General features: G+C 65.2%; 17 protein-coding genes. 7 read left to right on the top strand and 10 right to left on the bottom strand.

All coding sequences use genetic code 11. From position 1 onward, the window contains the following. Positions 1-11: 11 nt before the first annotated feature. Positions 12-866, bottom strand: coding sequence for a 2,3,4,5-tetrahydropyridine-2,6-dicarboxylate N-succinyltransferase (dapD, locus tag JN302_RS38125; protein WP_202331085.1), 855 nt, complete (start codon positions 864-866; stop codon positions 12-14). A 156-nt stretch (positions 867-1,022) separates the two neighbouring features. Between dapD and JN302_RS38120 the strand changes: the two genes are divergently transcribed. Both JN302_RS38120 and JN302_RS38115 read left to right on the top strand, forming a co-directional pair. After that, the gene (locus tag JN302_RS38120; RefSeq protein ID WP_202331084.1) at positions 1,023-1,862 is read left to right on the top strand and encodes an LOG family protein; all 840 of its coding nucleotides are present in this window, start codon (positions 1,023-1,025) and stop codon (positions 1,860-1,862) included. Between the two features lie 122 nt (positions 1,863-1,984). After that, positions 1,985-2,497 (top strand): copper chaperone PCu(A)C, encoded by a 513-nt coding sequence (locus tag JN302_RS38115; RefSeq protein ID WP_202309395.1) that lies wholly within the window; start codon positions 1,985-1,987, stop codon positions 2,495-2,497. A 33-nt stretch (positions 2,498-2,530) separates the two neighbouring features. Here the strand turns inward: JN302_RS38115 and JN302_RS38110 are convergent, their stop codons facing one another. Further along, on the bottom strand, positions 2,531-3,241 hold the full coding sequence (locus tag JN302_RS38110; RefSeq protein WP_202309394.1) for a pyrimidine 5'-nucleotidase: 711 nt from the start codon (positions 3,239-3,241) through the stop codon (positions 2,531-2,533). A 201-nt stretch (positions 3,242-3,442) separates the two neighbouring features. On the opposite strand from JN302_RS38110, the gene JN302_RS38105 reads away from it, so the two are divergent. After that, complete coding sequence (locus JN302_RS38105) at positions 3,443-4,201, top strand: GGDEF domain-containing protein (protein WP_202309393.1); 759 nt, start codon at positions 3,443-3,445, stop codon at positions 4,199-4,201. A 91-nt stretch (positions 4,202-4,292) separates the two neighbouring features. Here JN302_RS38105 and JN302_RS38100 read toward each other — a convergent pair whose 3' ends face one another. Continuing rightward, entirely contained in the window at positions 4,293-5,507 is a 1,215-nt protein-coding gene (locus JN302_RS38100) for an FAD-dependent oxidoreductase (protein ID WP_202331083.1), read from the bottom strand. Continuing rightward, positions 5,504-5,656 carry a hypothetical protein gene (locus JN302_RS38095; RefSeq protein WP_210382579.1) on the bottom strand — a complete coding sequence of 51 codons (153 nt, stop codon included), beginning with the start codon at positions 5,654-5,656 and terminating at the stop codon, positions 5,504-5,506. The genes JN302_RS38100 and JN302_RS38095 overlap by 4 nt, the downstream gene beginning before the upstream one ends. 83 nt (positions 5,657-5,739) lie before the next feature. On the opposite strand from JN302_RS38095, the gene JN302_RS38090 reads away from it, so the two are divergent. After that, the gene (locus JN302_RS38090; protein ID WP_202331081.1) at positions 5,740-6,231 is read left to right on the top strand and encodes a MarR family winged helix-turn-helix transcriptional regulator; all 492 of its coding nucleotides are present in this window, start codon (positions 5,740-5,742) and stop codon (positions 6,229-6,231) included. Positions 6,232-6,252: 21 nt separating this feature from the next. Here JN302_RS38090 and JN302_RS38085 read toward each other — a convergent pair whose 3' ends face one another. The 6 genes from JN302_RS38085 to JN302_RS38060 form a co-directional block, all read right to left on the bottom strand. Further along, positions 6,253-6,633: a VOC family protein gene (locus tag JN302_RS38085; protein ID WP_202309390.1), complete on the bottom strand. Its 381-nt coding sequence runs from the start codon at positions 6,631-6,633 to the stop codon at positions 6,253-6,255. A 166-nt stretch (positions 6,634-6,799) separates the two neighbouring features. Beyond that, positions 6,800-7,696, bottom strand: a complete 897-nt coding sequence (argB, locus tag JN302_RS38080; protein WP_202331080.1) for an acetylglutamate kinase — start codon at positions 7,694-7,696, stop codon at positions 6,800-6,802. An 85-nt stretch (positions 7,697-7,781) separates the two neighbouring features. Then, a complete protein-coding gene (locus JN302_RS38075; protein WP_202331079.1) occupies positions 7,782-9,278 on the bottom strand; it encodes an amidase in 1,497 nt (498 codons plus the stop codon). Positions 9,279-9,353: 75 nt separating this feature from the next. Next, entirely contained in the window at positions 9,354-10,181 is an 828-nt protein-coding gene (locus JN302_RS38070) for a carbohydrate ABC transporter permease (protein ID WP_202331078.1), read from the bottom strand. Beyond that, complete coding sequence (locus JN302_RS38065) at positions 10,178-11,128, bottom strand: carbohydrate ABC transporter permease (protein WP_202331077.1); 951 nt, start codon at positions 11,126-11,128, stop codon at positions 10,178-10,180. The genes JN302_RS38070 and JN302_RS38065 overlap by 4 nt, the downstream gene beginning before the upstream one ends. Before the next feature lie 6 nt (positions 11,129-11,134). Next, positions 11,135-12,400 (bottom strand): ABC transporter substrate-binding protein, encoded by a 1,266-nt coding sequence (locus tag JN302_RS38060; protein WP_202331076.1) that lies wholly within the window; start codon positions 12,398-12,400, stop codon positions 11,135-11,137. 148 nt (positions 12,401-12,548) lie between these two features. Here JN302_RS38060 and JN302_RS38055 point away from each other — a divergent pair, with 148 nt between their 5' ends. The 3 genes from JN302_RS38055 to JN302_RS38045 all read left to right on the top strand — a co-directional run bounded on the left by JN302_RS38055 (position 12,549) and on the right by JN302_RS38045 (position 14,600). Next, positions 12,549-13,088 carry a sigma-70 family RNA polymerase sigma factor gene (locus tag JN302_RS38055; protein WP_202331075.1) on the top strand — a complete coding sequence of 180 codons (540 nt, stop codon included), beginning with the start codon at positions 12,549-12,551 and terminating at the stop codon, positions 13,086-13,088. Continuing rightward, positions 13,085-13,840, top strand: coding sequence for an anti-sigma factor (locus JN302_RS38050; protein ID WP_202331074.1), 756 nt, complete (start codon positions 13,085-13,087; stop codon positions 13,838-13,840). Before JN302_RS38055 ends, JN302_RS38050 begins: the two co-directional genes overlap by 4 nt. A 199-nt stretch (positions 13,841-14,039) precedes the next feature. Further along, complete coding sequence (locus tag JN302_RS38045; protein WP_202309383.1) at positions 14,040-14,600, top strand: fasciclin domain-containing protein; 561 nt, start codon at positions 14,040-14,042, stop codon at positions 14,598-14,600. Positions 14,601-14,661 lie beyond the last annotated feature (61 nt).

The raw sequence follows: 14,661 nt of genomic DNA, 5'->3' as shown, positions 1-14,661 counted from the left end.
TTCGCGGGACGTCAGTCCCTGAGGAGTTCGTTGATCGACGTCTTCGAGCGGGTCTTCTCGTCGACGCGCTTGACGATCACGGCGCAATAGAGGCTGGGGCCGGGTTCGCCATTGGGCAGCGGCTTGCCGGGCAGGGCGCCGGCGACCACGACCGAATGCGGCGGTACTTCGCCGTAGAAGATCTCGCCCGTCGTCCGGTCGACGATCTTGGTCGACTTGCCGATGAAGACGCCCATGCCGAGCACGGAGCCTTCACGCACGATGCAGCCCTCGACCACCTCGGATCGGGCGCCGATGAAGCAATTGTCCTCGATGATCGTCGGACCGGCCTGCATAGGCTCCAGCACGCCGCCGATGCCGACGCCGCCGGACAGATGCACATTCTTGCCGATCTGGGCGCAGGAACCCACCGTCACCCAGGTATCGACCATCGTGCCGGTGTCGACATAGGCGCCGAGATTGACGAAGGACGGCATCAGGATCGCGCCCGGAGCAACATAGGCCGAACGGCGCACGACGCAGTTCGGCACGGCGCGAAAACCGGCCTTCTCGAAGTCGACCGCGCCCCAGCCGTCGAACTTCGACGGCACCTTGTCCCACCAGACGGACTGGCCGGGACCGCCGGCGATGACCTCCATCGGGTTGAGCCGGAAGGAAAGCAGCACCGCCTTCTTCAGCCACTGATTGACGTGCCACTGGCCGTCGGCGCGCCGCTCGGCGACGCGCGCCTCGCCGCGGTCGAGCAGGCCGAGCGCGGTCTCGACCGCGTCGCGCACTTCGCCGCGCGTGGCAGTGGACACGGCCTCGCGGTCCTCGAAAGCCTTGTCGATCGTCCTCTCGAGGCTGGCAAGGTCGGGCTTCGGCATCAGGGGCCTCCATTTGACGTCGTGTTAAGGGGTGGGGCATAGGGTTCTTGCGAACACATGGCCTCAAATCGGCGCGGACCCTATGTCAAGGCTGGTTGAGGGTCAATCAGGGCCGTGCCGGGGACGGTGCGGCGATACGATGGGATCGGGAGTATCATGAATCCGATGGAAAAGGCGGGATGGACCCCGCTGCCGCACTCGGACGAGGATCTTGAGCGGGCAAGGAAAACCCCGTCCACGCCTCAGACGCAGTCTCCTACCTATCGGCTCGCCTGGAACGACGAAGAGTTCATGACGCAGCGCGAGTTGCGTGCGGTGCGTCTGCAACTCGAACTGCTGAAGCCCGAGATGATACTCGCCGAACGCGGCATTCGTTCGACCGTGGTCATGTTCGGCGGCGCCCGCCTGCCGGAGCCGGGCGGCGAGGCTTGGGCGGCCAAGACCGAGACCCAGCGGCGAAACCTGCTCGTGAACAGCAAATATTACGACGAGGCGCGCCAATTCGCGCGGCTATGCTCACAGCACTCGGCCGCTTCCTATTATCGGGAATTTGTGGTGGTGACCGGCGGCGGACCAGGCGTGATGGAGGCTGGAAACAGGGGCGCGGCCGATGTCGGCGCGCCGTCGATCGGCCTCAACATCGTATTGCCGCACGAGCAGGCGCCGAACCCCTATGTGACGCCGGACCTCTGCTTCAACTTCCACTATTTTGCGATCCGCAAGATGCATTTCGTGATGCGGGCCAAGGCGGTGGCGGTGTTCCCCGGCGGTTTCGGCACGCTCGACGAGTTCTTCGAGACGCTGACCCTGATCCAGACCGGCCGGATGGAGCGGGTGCCGGTGATCCTGTTCGGCAAGGCGTTCTGGGAACGCGCCCTGGACCTCGATTTCCTGATGGAGCAAGGCACGATTTCGCCCGGCGACCAGGACATCATCGACTATGCCGAGACGGCCGACGAGGCCTGGGACATCATCAGCCGGTTCTACAAGCTCTGATTGCGGCCGCCTCGCGCGGCGTTCGATCACTGTGCTCGGATGACGCATGGTGCTCGCCTGGAAAGTGCCGCAAGCTGTCCATAGCTGTTGCCGCGAGGACGACGCTTCTGGTGCGAGGATAGATGAGCAACCGACTTTCCCTGCAGTTCGCCGCCGCGGTGGCGCTGACCATCATCGCCGTATTGACCGCCTATTCCGGCAGGGCCCGCGCCGACGAGGCGAAGTCCGCAGCGGTCGGCGATATCGAGATATCGGCGGGCTGGGCGCGGGCGATGCTGCCCGGCCAGCCGTCAGGCGGCGGCTATCTCACGATCACCAACAAGGGGAGCGAGGACGACCGGCTCCTCGCCGCCGCGTCGCCAACGGCGGCGAAGGTCGAGGTCCATAAGATGGAGGTCGTCAACGACGTCATGGTCATGCGTCCGGTCGAAGGCGGCCTGGAAATCCCGGCCGGCGCGGCGGTGGAGCTGAAGCCTGGCGGGTTGCACCTGATGTTCCTTCGGGTCTCGACACCATTCAAGGATGGGAGCAGCGTGCCGCTCTCGTTGGAGTTCGAGAAGGCCGGCAAGATCGACATCTCGCTGCCCGTGCGCAAGCCCGGCGACGACCATTCAAATCACGACACGTCGAACTGAACGCCGGCGCCCCCGATCCGCCAGCGGGCCCGATCAGTCGGCGCGCGACGCGATAAGGGCGTCCAGGAAGGTGGTGATGTCGTCGGTGACGAAGTCGACGTCGTCGTCGAAGGCAGGGTCCCGTTCCCATATCTCCGAGAAGGTCGGCTCGAAATTGCGGGGAACGACCAGAACGGTCGTCATGCCGAGCGCCTTCGGCACGGTCAGGTTGCGAGCGAGATCCTCGAACATCACCGCATTCGGCCCCATGACGTGGTGCAGGGCGATGAACTTGTCATAGGTCGAGCGCGCCGGCTTCGGGGTCAGGCCCGCGGCGACGATGTCGAAGATGTCGTCGAAATGGTCGAGGATGCCGAGCTGACGGGCCGTGCGTTCGGCATGGCCGCGATCGCCATTGGTGAAGATGAATTTGCGGCCCGGCAGTGACCTGATAGCTTGCCCGAGCGCCGGATTCGGCACCAGCCACGAATAGTCGATGTCGTGGACTTTCTCCAGGAAGTCGTCCGGGTCTATGGCGTGGCGCTCCATCAGGCCGTTCAGCGTCGTGCCGTACTCCAGATAGAGCTGCTTCTGCAGCTTGCGGGCGTCTTCTCGCGAGAGCTTGAGCAGCTCGGCGACATAGGCCGTCATCTTCACGTCGATCTGCGAGAACAGGTTCGAGTGATGCGGGTAGAGCGTGTTGTCGAGGTCGAACACCCAGTCGGTGACGTGGGAGAAGCGGGCGGGATCGGGAAGTTCGGTCATGGGTCTCTTATGCCACGAAACGGGCGGGAAGGAAGCCTTCAGTCGGTTGCTGTACCCGATCGACAGAATCGGGCCCCGACCGCGAGGGAGGCTCCCCGCGCGGGACTGAAATTCGGCCGACGGTTCAAATTTTACGGGTCGGGGAAAGACCGCCTTCAACGCCCGGATGCAATGGTCGCGCCGGCAATGGAGGGCGGCGGGATGAACGGCATCGCTTTGAGATCGGGTTGCGTTGCTCTTTGCTCCGCGCTGGCGTCCTTCGCCATCGTGTGGGTCGTGCTGTCGGTGCGCGGCGGCACGATGGACGGCAATGCGCTGCTTATGGGCCTGCTCTGTCCGATCCTCATCGCTTGGCCCGCCAGCGCCTATACCTTGTCGCAGCAGCAGAGGCTGAAGGTCGCGCATCGCGAGCTTGCGCGCGCCCATGCCCAGCTCGCGGCGGCGCACAGGCGCCTCGCGGAAAAGGCGAACCGCGACGAGATGACGGGGATGCTGAAGCGCGAGGCTTTCTTCGGGACCATCGACGCCTCGCGACGGCGCATCGATCGGGGCGCATTGCTGATCATCGACGCCGACCATTTCAAGAAGATCAACGATACCCACGGCCACCTCGCAGGCGACGAGGCCCTGCTGGCCATCTGCGGCGCGATCCGCCAGGGCGTGCGGGAAAGCGACGTGCTTGGCCGGATCGGCGGCGAGGAGTTCGGAGCCCTGCTTGTCGGCGCCACCGCCGTCGATGCCCGCCGTGTCGCCGAGCGCATCCGCAAGGAGGTCGAAGCGCTGCGCTTCAGCCCGACCGACGGCGAACCGATCCCGCTGACGGTGAGCATCGGCGGCATATTGTGCGGCCGCGACGCGAGTGTATCCGAACTCATGAGGGCAGCCGACCGGCGCCTCTACGAAGCAAAGAACTGCGGGCGCAACCGCGCGGTGACGGAGCCCATGCCAGCGGCCGCCTGAGACCGGCGGTCAATACACGCCGACGACGACCATCACTGCGCTGGCCGTCAGGCTGGGCGACCATCTCGCACGGGTCGTCGGCAGTTGAACCTCACCGCGGCTTCACGAGCGGGTCGAGGTCGGCCCGGTAGAGCGTCACGTCCCGCTGCCGGCGGGCCATGACCGGAATGACCAAGGGCAGGATCAGGTCGCGCAGGAAGAGTGCCAGCCGCCCCTGCACCCGTTTTTGCGATCCTCGGCGGCGGCTCATCCTGACGATGCGCTCGACGCGGTCACGACGGAGCCCTTGATAGGCGGCGAAAGCCTCGGCCGGAGCGGGGTGCGCGCCCAGACAGGCGGCGAGTACAACCGCGTCCTCGATCGCCATCGAGGCGCCTTGCCCGGCATGCGGCGAGACCGCATGGGCGGCGTCCCCCAGGAGCACGACGCGGTCGTCGTACCAGCACGGCAGATGCGCCATGTCGAAGACCGGATAAGCGCGCGGCAGCTGGCTGATGCCGGCGGCTATGTCGCACACGGGCGCCGGATCGGTCGCGTGAAGTTCGCGCGCGAGGGCGGCGAGCATCGTCGGGTCGGGCCGGGCGACCGCCGTCTCCTCGTCCAGCGCGAAGGAATCAAACCAGAAGACGGGGCCGTCCCCCTCCTTGATGTAGCCGAAGAACGCATGCTCGCCGAAGACCATGCGCATGAAGCCGTCCGTCGGCGCAACTGACGGAAGGTCCAGGAAACCGCCGGTCCCGGTAAGGCCGGTATAGACGGGGTCCGGGGCGCCCGGGAAAGCAAGGCGGCGGGTGCGCGACCATACCCCGTCGCAGCCGGCGATCCACTCTGCCGCCGTCGTTGCGCCATTGGTGAAGTTCAGCGTCACGCCGTCGCCGTCACGCTCGATCCCGGTCAACACATGGCCGAACCGGATCCGGGCACCTGCTCGCTTGGCCTCGCCAAGCAGCACGTCCAGCAGATCGCAACGCTTGAGCGTAACGCTGGCCGCTCCCGCCCGTCGCTGGTCCTCGCGCTCGTCGAGCCGTGCGATGCGTTTGCCGGCGGCGTTGAGGATCTCGAAGCCGATCGTGGGGATGCCGCGACCGAAGATACGCTCGGCCAGGCCGAGCGCCCGCAACGCGTTGATGCCGTTTGGAGCCAGGGTGAGGAAGGCGCCGTCGCCGATCGCCTCTTCGCCGCGGGCCTCGAAAATCTCCACGGTCCAGCCGGTCTGCAGCAGGCGTATTGCCAGTGCCAGACCGGATACGCCGGCGCCGATGATTGCAACCTGACGTCCGGCCTCAGCCGTGCCGGCGCCGGTCATGGATGGGCTCCCAATATCGCGATGTGCAGGAGCAGCGCCACGATGCCGAGGATACACAGCGCCGCGCGGCCGCAGGGCGAGGTCTGGTCCTCCCAACCCGAGATGTTTTGCTCCTGCCTCGCGAGGGTCGCGCGGCTGTGTGGTTGCATCATCCTTCTCCCGGACTTGCGCAGGCCGACGCCAACGTTCATATTGATGCGGCGGATGAAAATTACGATAGATTGATATTTAGATGGTCGAATTAAATTCGTCAAGCCCGGATCGGGACGATCTCGTCGAGGCCATCGGCGAGGCGGTCATGCGCTGGCAGGACGCCACGCAAGCCTATGACGACGCGGTAGGGGAAAGTCTGCAGCTCAACGCGGCCGAGCGCCGCTGCCTGTCGTTCCTCTACGGCGGTGCGCAACCGGCGGGCGCGATCGCCGGAGCGACCGGGCTGACGCCGGCCGCCGTCACTGCGCTCATCGATCGGCTTGAGGCGCGGAGCCTGCTCCGGCGGACCCGCAGCGCGGAAGACAGGCGCAAGGTCATGGTGGAAACCACCGGCGCCATGGAGGAGATCGCCGCGCGCTACTACCGCCCGATCGGCGAGGCCGGTGCGCGCTTCCTGCAGGCATTCACGAGCGAGGAACTGGCCGCGATACTGCGTTTCCTGCAGGGCGCGACCGAACTGCAGCAGAAATACAGGGCGTTGATCGCAACCGACGAGCGACCGGCCACGTAGCCGACCGTGCTCCTCGAGCAGTCACGCGCGCGGCGTCGGCTCGAACAGTTCGATCGGATTTCCGGATGGATCGTCGACCAATATCTGCTTGCCGCCGCGGCCGAGCACGATCTCGCCGCGAAAGCTGCAGCCTGCATGCTTGAGCCTCTTCGCCGTCGCGGCGAGATCGTCGACTTCGATCTGGATGCGGTTCCAGCCGCCGGGCGCGGGCTCGCCGCCGGCTATCGCCTGACCGGCTCCGCCTGAACCCGGCTCGTTGAGGAGCAGTCGAATGCCGTCCCTGGAGAGTGCGGCAAAACCGGGCGCCGGCTGCATCTCCACCTGGAAACCGAGCATCTCTTCATAGAACGTGACCGCCTTCTGCACGTCGGTCACGATGTAGCGTATGTTGATCCGGCCCATGGGACTTCGCTCCCGAGAAGACCCCGCCGCGTCATGACCTGCAGCAAAGCAGGTCCGTACCGCTCATGCAACCCTCACTCTGTCAGGTCGGGCGACATGTCGAGGCTTTGGCGCGCGTTCGAATGGACGCTCGGCGCTCCCAGACTCCCGAAGACCGGTTCCATCGTCAGGGAACGATCAGCGTGCCCGCGCCATGCTCGGTGAAAAGTTCGAGCAGGACCGAATGAGGCGTCTTGCCGTTGAGGATGACGACGCCTTCGACCCCGCGGTCGATCGCCTCGATGCAGGTCTCGACCTTGGGGATCATGCCGCCCGAAATGGTGCCGTCCCTGATGAGGGCCTTGGCCTCGGCGACGGTCAGTTCGTCGATCAGCTTCTTATCCTTGTCGAGCACGCCGGGCACGTCGGTCAGGAAGAGCAGGCGCGAGGCGCCGAGCGCCCCCGCGATCGCACCGGCAAAGGTGTCGGCGTTGATGTTGTAGGTGTGACCGTCGCGGCCGGGAGCGACAGGCGCGATCACCGGGATCATCTCCGAGCGCGCAAGCAGGTCGAGCAGCGTGCGATCGACCTCGACCGGTTCGCCGACGAAGCCCAGGTCGAGCACGCGCTCGATGTTGCTGTCGGGATCGATCATTGTCTTCTTGGCCTTCTCGGCAAAAACCATGTTGCCGTCCTTGCCGCAGAGCCCGATCGCCCATTCGCCTTCGGCGTTGATGAGAGCAACGATCTCCTTGTTGATCGAACCGGCCAGCACCATCTCGACGATCTCGACCGTCTTACGGTCGGTGACGCGCAGGCCGCCTTCGAACTTCGATTCTATCCCCATCTTGGTGAGCATGGCGCCGATCTGCGGCCCGCCGCCATGCACCACGATCGGGTTGACGCCCGATTGCTTCAGGAGCGCGATGTCGCGGGCGAAGGCCTTGCCGAGCGCGATGTCGCCCATGGCGTGCCCGCCATATTTCACCACGACGGTCTTGTTCTCATAGCGCTGCATATAGGGCAGCGCGGCGGAAAGCAGGCGCGCCTGCGCCGCGGCGGTCTCGGCAGTGTCCGTCGTCATGAAGGGCCTCACGGGGAAATCGGGTCGCTGGCGTCTTAGCGGGAAACGCGATGGCGGGCAACGCTACGGAGGGCTGAGCCGCGTCTCACTCCGGCTTCATCAGCGGCGCCCGTCGCTTCGTCCAGCCCGACAGCTTCTCCATCTGCGCGGCGAGGGACAAAAGTGTCTCCTCGTCGCCTGGCCGGCCGGCCGCCTGGATGCCGAGCGGCAGGCCGGCGGCGGTGACATGGACCGGCATGGCGATCGAGGGCTGGCCGGAGACGTTCTGGATCGAGGGCCAATGCGTGAACCACAGGCTCTGGTCCAGCAACTGGCCGAAAAAGGTGCGTAACTTGAGCATCCGGGTGAGGCGGAGCCTGTCGAGCATGTTCTCGGTGAACGCGTCGGAACCCTTGGCGTCCATCGCTCCGCAAGGCAGCGGCGGATGTGCGATGATCGGCATCAGCACGGCGTCATAGGAAGCGGTTTCGATGATCAGCTTGCGGGACGCGGCATGCAGCCGCTCCAGCGTCTCATAGACCTCGCCGGCGGACATGAGCTCGCCGAAGCGGGCGAGCACCCGCGTCGCGCGCTCGACCTCGCCGAGGACCGGGCGGCCGACGCGAAGCGCCTCCATGCGCATGGTGCCGGCCACGGCCGAGCAGACCGACATGGCGAAGTCGGCCATGAAGTCGCGGCCGATCATCGGCAGGTCGATCTCCTCGACGTCGTGGCCGCCCTCGCGGGCGAGCGCCACCGCCGTGTCGAGCGCGGCCAGCGTTTCGGCGGAAATCTCCAGTCCGAGCGGGGAGCGCCGATAGACCGCGAGCCTCAGGCGTCCGGGCTCGCGCGCCGCGGCGTCGCTGAAAGTGCCTTTCGGGGGACGCGCCGCATAGGGCGCCAGCGGATCCGGCCCGTGGGTGAGATCGAGCAGGGCGGCGCTGTCGCGGACCGACCGGGCGACGGCGTGGTCGACGACGAAGCCGTACCAGGATTCCGAGACCAGCGGCGACAGCGGCACGCGCCCGCGCGACGTCTTGAGCCCGACCAGCCCGGAACAGGCCGACGGCACGCGGATCGAGCCGCCGCCGTCGGAGGCATGGGCGACCGGCACGACGCCGGCTGCCACAAGCGCGGCCGCGCCGCCCGACGAGCCTCCGGTCGTGTGGCCGGTGTTCCACGGGTTGCGGGTGATGCCGAAAGCCGCTGATTCCGTCATCAGGCGCAGGCCGTGCTCCGGCGTGGTGCTGGTGGCGATCGGGATCAGCCCTGCGGCGAGGTACCGCTCGGTGAGCACGGAATCGAAATCCGGCACGAAGGCCGGAATGCAACTGCCGCCATGGGTCGGCACGCCCTTCTGGGCGATGCCCAGATCCTTGATGGCGAAGGGCACGCCGGCAAGCGGTGCGCCGCGGTCGACCGTCTTCGCCCTTTCCCGCGCTCGCTCAAAGGTCTCTTCCGCGATGGCGTTTATCTCGGGATTGACACGCTCGGCCCTGGCGATGGCTGCATCGACAAGCTCGATCGGCGAAACTTCGCCCCTACGGACGAGATCGGCCAGCGTCGTCGCATCCTCTTCCCACAGCAGCCTTTCGATCGACATGGTCCGATACCCCCCGCCACACGGGAAAGGCTATCGGGCGGCGGCGGCTTTGGCAACGAGACCTGCGCGCCGGCATCAGCCCTTGACGCCGCCGGCAACCAGCCCCGAAACGATCCTGCGCTGGAAGACGAGCACGAGCGCGATCAGCGGCGCGGTGACGATGACCGAAGCGGCCATGATGTTGCCCCACGGGATCTCGAATGCCGTGGCCCCGGACAGGAACGCGATCGCCACGGGGACGGTGCGGCGCGCATCCGTCGAGATGAAGCTCAATGCGAATAGAAATTCGTTCCAGGCCGCTATGAAGGCAAGCAGGCCCGTCGCTGCCATCGCGGGCCGCATTAGAGGCAGGAAGATGCGCAGCACGATGGTGAGCGGCGAAGCGCCGTCCATGATCGCCGCCTCTTCGATCTCGACGGGTAGCTCGCGCATGAAGGCCGTCAGGACCCAGACCGTGAACGGAAGCGTGAAGATCATATAGGCGAGCACCAGCGACCACAGCGAATTATAGAGGCCGAGCGTGCGCACAGCCTCGAACAGCCCCGCCAGCACTGCGATCTGCGGAAACATCGATACCGACAGGATCGTCATGAGCAGGAGAGTGCGGCCCCGGAAACGGATGCGCGCCAGCGCATAGGCGGCCGTGACGGCAACGGCCAGCGACAAGATGACGACCATGCCGGAGACCAGGATCGAATTCAGCACGTTGCGGGCGAATGGCCCCTGCGTCATTACCGAGAGGTAGTTGCCGAGGGAGAATGTCACCGGCCAGTAGTCGACGTCGAAGATCGCGGCGCCTGATTTGAACGACGTGATCACTGCATAATAGAACGGAAATACGGCCTGCAGCACGATGACGCCGACAAGGAGATAGAAGCCGGCCGTCCTGGCGATCCCGCTCATGCCCATCGCTCCTCGCCGAGCCGCAGCCGGCTCGCCGTGATGGTGACGGCCGTGACGAGCGCAATCACGAGGAAAAGCAACGTCGAGGCGGCCGAGCCATAGGCGAATTTGTCGAATGCGAAGAGATTTTCCTGCGCAAACACCGACATGGACTTGGTGCTTTCGTTGTTCGGCGTGAGCACGTAGATCACGTCGAACACCCGCAGCGCATCGAGGGTTCGAAAAATGATCGCCACCACGAGCGCGGGACGGATGAGAGGCAGGGTGATCCTGAAGAACACGGTGGTGGGACGCGCCCCGTCGAGGCGGGCCGCGTCATAGATGTCCGCCGGCAGCATCTGCAACGCGGCGAGGATGAGAAGCGCCATGAAGGGCGTGGATTTCCAGATGTCGACGACGAGCACGGCCATCAGTGCGGTGTCGGGCGAGGCGGTCCAGGCGACCGGCCGGTCGATAAGCGAAAGCCGAAGCAGGAGATCGTTGATCATACCGAACTGGTCGTTCATCATCCAGGCCCATATCCGGGCCGAGACGATCGTCGGTATGGCCCATGGGATGAGGACGGCCGCGCGCACAAGGCCGCGCCCCCTGAATTCGGCGTTCAGCACGAGTGCGATGATCGTTCCGAAGACGGTCTCGAAGAAAACCGAGATCGCGGCGAAGCGGATGGTGTTCCACACTGCCGTCCACCAGACGGGGTCGGCCAGCAGGCCGGAACGGAAGGCTCTTCCGCTGGACAGCGTGACGACGTCGTAATAGTTGCGAAAGCCGATCCATGCCGCCTGGTCGAGGCTGCCGAGCGAAGCATCGGTGAAGCTGAAATAGATGGTTCGGCCAAGCGGCCAGGCGGCCACGGCGGCGAGCACCAACAGCATCGGTGCCACGAAAAGCCATGCGGTGGCGATCCGCCTGCGCTCGCGGCGCGATGGCAGGAGAGCAGTCCGCATGCCGCCCTACCAGGAACTGCCGCCTTGCAGCCGGGTGAGTTGAACCTCCAGCAGTTCAAGATTGTCCGCGGCGGTTCCCTTGCCGGCGAGCGTATTGTGGACGGCGGTCCAGACCTGCGAGGAAAATTCGTTGTATTTGGCCTTGACCACCGCCGAGGGGCGCGGCACCGCATTCTCCAGGACCGCCTTCCACTGCGGGATGATCGGCTGGCGGCTCGCGATATCGGGATCGTCGTAGAGCGCCGGCCGCGTCGGCAGCCGCGAACTCAGCAGCGCCCGCTGCTTCTGTGCCTGTTCCGAGGTGAGGAATTCGACCAGTTCGATCGCTGCGTCCTGATGCCGCGAATAACGCGACACGCCGAGGTTCCAGCCGCCCAGGGTGGCGGCCGAACGGCCTCCCTCTCCGGCCGGCAGCGTCGTCACCGCGAACTTGCCCTTCACGATGGAATCGTCGCGGTTGCTCAAGGCGTAGGCATAGGGCCAATTGCGCATGAACACCGCATTGCCCGTCTGCCAGACGCCGCGGGACTCCTCCTCCTGATAGGACAGGACCCCCTCCGGCGCGATCGTTCCGATCCACGAGTGCGCAGTCTCCAGGGCCTTGATCGCGTGCTCGTTGAAGACGGAAATGCTTCCATCCTCCTCGACGAACTCACCTCCGCCATGCGAGGCGATCCATTCGAGCGCATTGCATGTGAGGCCCTCATAGGCTGCGCCCTGGAACACAAATCCCCACAGCCGGCGGTCTCCCGCCGCGCGTTCCGCCTCGACGATCCTTGAGGCAACAGCTCCCAGTTCCTCCCATGTGGCGGGTACCTTTTCGCCATGCTTCTCGAGGAGATCCCGGCGGTAATAGAGCGCCGGCGCATCCGCGAACATCGGCAGCGCGATGAGCTTGCCGTCCACTGTCTGGGATCGGATGATCGCGTCGAAATGCTGGCTGGCGGCATCCGGCACGTGAGGCGACAGATCGACGAAGTGCTGGGCGAGTTGCGGTGCCCAGACGACGTCGATCTGATAGACGTCGATATCCGGGCTTCCGGCGGCCATCCAAAGGCGGAACTGCGTGAACTGTTCGCTGGATGACGGCGGCGTGGTCACCACCCTCACTGTATGGCCGCTTTTTTTCTCGAATTCCTTGAGTTGTGCCTGCAATTGGCCGAGGTCGTCGCCGACCGATCCGGTGACGATCGAGATCTCGGCGGCATCGGCCGGGCCGAAGCAGATCGCGGCGACCGAAACAAGGCCGATCAACTGGTTGCGCAAGGACATCCTCTCTCCCTTTCCTGCAATTTCCGCTGTAGCCGCCACACGGCACTAGGCCATCTAGTGCAGCCGGAGCGGATGGCCACACGGTGTTTACCCGGCGAGGGTTGTGTTCTCGATTGAAAATATACGGCAAAGCCGTAATTTGGTGTCGATGGCCCCACAAGACGTCACAAAGCTGATCGTCAGGATCTCGATGAAGGATCGGGCCGCCTTCGACGCGCTTTACCGACAGACCAGTGCGAAACTCTTTGGCGTGTGCCTGCGTGTCTTGAACGACCGTGCCGAGGCGGAGGAGGCGCTGCAGGAAGTCTATATCAAGATCTGGACGAAGGCGGACCGCTTCGCCGTTTCGGATTTGAGTCCGATGTCCTGGCTGGTTGCGGTGGCACGCAACCATGCGATCGATCGTATCCGGGCCAGAAAGCAGCCGGCGAGCGTTATCGATGCGGCCCTCGATGTCGCCGACCCGGCTCCCGGACCGGAGGCGAAGGCGATCGCGGGTGACGAGAGCAGGCGCATCCATGACTGCCTCGACGAACTCGAGCAGGATCGGGCCGCGGCCGTGCGCGGTGCCTATCTGAAGGGAGAGAGTTATGCCGAGCTCGCCGAACGCCACGGCGTGCCGCTGAACACGATGCGAACCTGGCTGCGGCGCAGCCTGATGAAACTGAGGGAATGCCTCGAGCGATGACGCTTGTGGAGGAAAACGGACCGGAGCGCGGAGGCGACGAGATCCTCGCCGCCGAGTATGTTCTGGGCGTGCTGCCCGAGGACGAGCGACAGATCGTGTCGGCCCGCATCGACAACGAGCCCGACTTCGCGCGCCTCGTCGACGGCTGGGAGGTCCAGTTCGCTCCGCTCGCGGCCGCCTATCCGGAGACGGAGCCGCCTGCCGCCCTTAAGGCGGCCATCGACCGGCGATTGTTCCAGGACGCGGTTCCGGCACGCGCCGAAGAACCGGAGGCTGCCGCCGAAGAGGCACCGGACCGGCCGGGTGGGCTGTGGTCGAGCCTCGCCTTCTGGCGCGTACTTGCGGCGGCGGCCGTCGCAGCGCTCGCGATCTACCTCGCGGTCCCCCATATTCGCCCGCCGGCCGAGGCGCCGTCGTCGCTTCTGGCCGCCACGCTCTCCGCCGATGGCAGCGACGTGCGGTATCTCGCCGTCTACGATGCCGGGCGTGGCGACATCGGCCTGTCGCAGCTCTCGGGCGAGCGTGCGCCAGGCAAGGACTTCGAGCTGTGGATGATCGAAGGCAGCAACGCGCCGGTGTCGATCGGGGTCATCCCCGCCGCGGCGACAGCGCGCCTGGCCGTCGCCGAACCGGCTCGCGCCAGGCTGGCCGCAGGCGCAATCCTGGCCGTCAGCGCCGAGCCGGCCGGCGGTTCGCCGACCGGGCAGCCGACCGGCCCGGTTGTCGCAGCGGGAGACCTTAGGCAGATGTGACGATTTGTCGGCTCTCTGTTGGCAAGATTTGGTAGATTTCAGAGAAGTATCTGATGCCTCTTTGTGGGGTATTTTTTGATTTTCTTAGAATTGGTATTCAATATAGACAATTGAGTATTATTATGAAACTTGCTGTCCGTGCGATCCGTATCTCCTGACGTGTACCCAGATGGGTGCTTCCATGAAGGAGAACATGACAATGAACCGCCTTATTGCCTCCGTCCTCTTCGGTGCCGCTATCTTCTCGGCTGGGGCCTCGGTCGCCTACGCCGCGAATCCGCAGGTCGGCGGCGCGCCGATGTATGCCAGCAAGAACATCGTCGAGAACGCCGTCAACTCGAAGGACCACACGACCCTTGTCGCCGCGGTGAAGGCCGCGGGACTAGTCGAGACGCTGCAGGGCGCCGGCCCCTTCACGGTTCTTGCCCCGACCGACGCGGCATTCGACGCTTTGCCCAAGGGCACAGTGGAAGCCTTGCTGAAACCCGAGAACAAGGATCAGCTGGTGAAGATCCTGACCTGCCACGTGGTGCCGGCCAAGGCCTTCGCCAAGGACATCGTCAGCATGGTCGATGCCGACAAGGGCGCCCATCCGGTCAAGACGGTCGGCGGCTGCGTCTGGACCGCGAAACACGACGGCGGCGGCAGGATCATGATCACGGACGAGAACGGCAACATGGCCGACATCACGATCGCCGACGTCGAGCAGTCGAACGGCGTCATCCATGTGATCGACAGGGTGTTGCTGCCGAAGATGTAAGCCGGGTCTGGGGCGGCGACTGCGAACCGATCACACGGCAAGACTCCGCCCCGCAGCTTCG

The organism is Mesorhizobium sp. L-8-3 (assembly GCF_016756615.1).
Lineage (GTDB): Bacteria > Pseudomonadota > Alphaproteobacteria > Rhizobiales > Rhizobiaceae.
This window is presented reverse-complemented; position numbering and strand designations above follow the sequence as displayed.

What these genes read in the sequence shown, in the direction of transcription:
- JN302_RS38075 (WP_202331079.1), bottom strand. Translation starts at nt 9,278, where the DNA reads ATGTCGATCGAAAGGCTGCTGTGGGAAGAGGATGCGACGACGCTGGCC.
- JN302_RS38055 (WP_202331075.1), top strand. Translation starts at nt 12,549, where the DNA reads ATGGCCCCACAAGACGTCACAAAGCTGATCGTCAGGATCTCGATGAAG.
- JN302_RS38090 (WP_202331081.1), top strand. Translation starts at nt 5,740, where the DNA reads ATGGTCGAATTAAATTCGTCAAGCCCGGATCGGGACGATCTCGTCGAG.
- JN302_RS38110 (WP_202309394.1), bottom strand. Translation starts at nt 3,241, where the DNA reads ATGACCGAACTTCCCGATCCCGCCCGCTTCTCCCACGTCACCGACTGG.
- JN302_RS38065 (WP_202331077.1), bottom strand. Translation starts at nt 11,128, where the DNA reads ATGCGGACTGCTCTCCTGCCATCGCGCCGCGAGCGCAGGCGGATCGCC.
- JN302_RS38100 (WP_202331083.1), bottom strand. Translation starts at nt 5,507, where the DNA reads ATGACCGGCGCCGGCACGGCTGAGGCCGGACGTCAGGTTGCAATCATC.
- JN302_RS38095 (WP_210382579.1), bottom strand. Translation starts at nt 5,656, where the DNA reads ATGCAACCACACAGCCGCGCGACCCTCGCGAGGCAGGAGCAAAACATC.
- JN302_RS38085 (WP_202309390.1), bottom strand. Translation starts at nt 6,633, where the DNA reads ATGGGCCGGATCAACATACGCTACATCGTGACCGACGTGCAGAAGGCG.
- JN302_RS38105 (WP_202309393.1), top strand. Translation starts at nt 3,443, where the DNA reads ATGAACGGCATCGCTTTGAGATCGGGTTGCGTTGCTCTTTGCTCCGCG.
- JN302_RS38120 (WP_202331084.1), top strand. Translation starts at nt 1,023, where the DNA reads ATGAATCCGATGGAAAAGGCGGGATGGACCCCGCTGCCGCACTCGGAC.
- JN302_RS38115 (WP_202309395.1), top strand. Translation starts at nt 1,985, where the DNA reads ATGAGCAACCGACTTTCCCTGCAGTTCGCCGCCGCGGTGGCGCTGACC.
- dapD (WP_202331085.1), bottom strand. Translation starts at nt 866, where the DNA reads ATGCCGAAGCCCGACCTTGCCAGCCTCGAGAGGACGATCGACAAGGCT.
- JN302_RS38045 (WP_202309383.1), top strand. Translation starts at nt 14,040, where the DNA reads ATGAACCGCCTTATTGCCTCCGTCCTCTTCGGTGCCGCTATCTTCTCG.
- JN302_RS38070 (WP_202331078.1), bottom strand. Translation starts at nt 10,181, where the DNA reads ATGAGCGGGATCGCCAGGACGGCCGGCTTCTATCTCCTTGTCGGCGTC.
- JN302_RS38060 (WP_202331076.1), bottom strand. Translation starts at nt 12,400, where the DNA reads ATGTCCTTGCGCAACCAGTTGATCGGCCTTGTTTCGGTCGCCGCGATC.
- argB (WP_202331080.1), bottom strand. Translation starts at nt 7,696, where the DNA reads ATGACGACGGACACTGCCGAGACCGCCGCGGCGCAGGCGCGCCTGCTT.
- JN302_RS38050 (WP_202331074.1), top strand. Translation starts at nt 13,085, where the DNA reads ATGACGCTTGTGGAGGAAAACGGACCGGAGCGCGGAGGCGACGAGATC.